Raw genomic sequence first — 2,040 nt, 5'->3', positions numbered from 1 at the left:
AGTTCAAGCGTGGTCTCCGGGGCATCGCCCCGGATTCCCTCCTGGCTAGCGGACAATATTGGATTCGGACGTGCTCCTGCTTGGCTAATCAATGCGCGAGAAGCAGCCAGCTCACGTCTTGCAGCAGCCAGTTCAGGGCTTGCAGAGCTAGCGAGTTCCAAGGCGCGTACAAAGCTTATGGAGTCGACAGACTCAACGGGGAAGGTATTTGACACACTGACAGGTAAGGTCTGTGTGAAGGTCGGCAACTCTAAAGGCTGCGCAGAGGCGAGGTTGCACGACAACATCGTCAACCCCAGCGGTAAAAGAACTTTTCGCACCGAAATCTCCTAGAAAAGGGAAGGTTCGGTGAGACGTCAGATACAGATAAATGGCGTCCTACTGGTTAATCTGGCGTCTCACCGGCTTTGCACCGATGCGCCAATTAGGTTTTTCAGGACGCCCGGCTTCAGCCGATGCGTAGCTAGCAGAAGAAAACGGTTTCAAGCTTATTGATAATACCGAACCGGGAGAAATCCCTTTCGTTATAAGCGGCTTGATATGGTCGCCATGAAAGACACAGTCTCCATCCAGACTGATTTTTTTTGCGGCTTTTGACGATCCTTCCTCGTCAGCACCCAGAGACTCGTGCGAATGTTCGTGATGTCCAAGATGATTTGCTGCCGAACCATCCTCATGTCTGCAGCTCGTGCTAACAACTGCCCATGATGATTGCAATGGGAACAGGGCTAGCAACAACAGCAGAACTATTTTTCTCATCCAAGGCAAAACGATGACTTCCTGGTTTAGATGTCGAATCCAATCATAGAGCTACCCCCGCCAAGACGCGGAACACAGCGCCGCTACTGCGACAGTGATTCGTCCTGGGTTTAGGACACAATACACGAAAGCGTTTTTATCAGCCTCGCCAAGCCGGGGAGATAACTGATGGCCATGGGGCTGACTTTAAAGAAGAGTGGATAACGACCGCGTGACCGCAACATTACAAATCTGTAATCGAGGATATGCGCGATTGCTTGCCTCTCAGATAACAAAATAGTAATTTGCCGCTAATCCTGCGGTCATCTGCAGGGAAGAACTTGCCTAAGCGCTAAAAAAAAGCGAAAGGCGTCATTTGAGCACTGACCTGCCGTACACCAGGAGCATCATCATGAGCAAAATGGCCGTTTTTTCACTAACAGCCCTTTCACTGGCATTGGGCAGCGCCCCGGTCTTTGCCCAATCGGAAACAGCGGAGGGCTTCATCGAAGGCAGCACGCTATCGCTGATAAATCGCAACTATTATTTCAATCGAGATTTTCGCGACGGTGAGAGTGCGACCGGCAATGGCTACTCTGAGGAGTGGGCTCACGGGCTGATGGCCTTCTTCGAGTCCGGATATACCCAAGGCTCGGTGGGGATCGGCGTCGACGCCTTCGCCATGCTCGGCCTCAAGCTCGATTCTGGATCAGGACGTTCCGGTGCTGGCGGAACCGTCGATCTTCTCCCCTACAATAGCGCCGGCGATGCCGAGGATGACTTTTCTCGAGTAGGGGGGGCCGTGAAAGCACGGTTCTTGGGCACCGAGATCAAGGCAGGCGATGTATTTCCCGCTACTCCTGTCGTGCACTTTGGTGACGCACGGCTGCTGCCGGAGTCTTTCAAGGGTGTCACCGTTGTGAACAACTCGCTGGACGACCTCACCCTCCAGGGCGGCCGCCTGCACGCGATGAGCCAGCCCAATACCAGCAACACGAACGATGACTTCGTCACGTTTTATGGCGGCGGCGTCGACTCGCCTTGGCTCGGCTACGCAGGCGGCGACTATAGCGTCAACGAAAATCTTAGTCTTAGCCTGTATACCAGCCGGCTCAAGGATGCCTGGAACCAACATTACTTCGGTCTATCGGCCACCTATCCGCTTTCCGATGTCGTCGCGTTGCTGGGCAGTTTCAACTACTACAAGGCAACCGACGAAGGCCGCGAGTTGCTGGGCGAGTTCAACAACAACATCTGGAGCTCCAGCCTGGGTGTCGCCTTCGGCGCGCACACCGTCACGGC

General features: G+C 54.0%; 2 protein-coding genes and 1 pseudogene. 1 reads left to right on the top strand and 2 read right to left on the bottom strand.

The window, feature by feature from the left end; all coding sequences use genetic code 11:
- Both ACSSNI_RS22670 and ACSSNI_RS22665 read right to left on the bottom strand, forming a co-directional pair.
- Positions 1-320: pseudogene (locus ACSSNI_RS22670) on the bottom strand (TolC family protein); the annotation flags it as partial.
- A gap of 58 nt (positions 321-378) precedes the next feature.
- Complete coding sequence (locus tag ACSSNI_RS22665) at positions 379-768, bottom strand: hypothetical protein (RefSeq protein WP_127839252.1); 390 nt, start codon at positions 766-768, stop codon at positions 379-381.
- Positions 769-1,150: 382 nt separating this feature from the next.
- Between ACSSNI_RS22665 and ACSSNI_RS22660 the strand changes: the two genes are divergently transcribed.
- Positions 1,151-2,040: OprD family outer membrane porin (locus tag ACSSNI_RS22660; protein ID WP_448260336.1), on the top strand; the 890-nt coding region annotated here is incomplete at its 3' end.

The sequence above is a fragment of the Stutzerimonas tianxiuensis genome, assembly GCF_053470365.1.
This window is presented reverse-complemented; position numbering and strand designations above follow the sequence as displayed.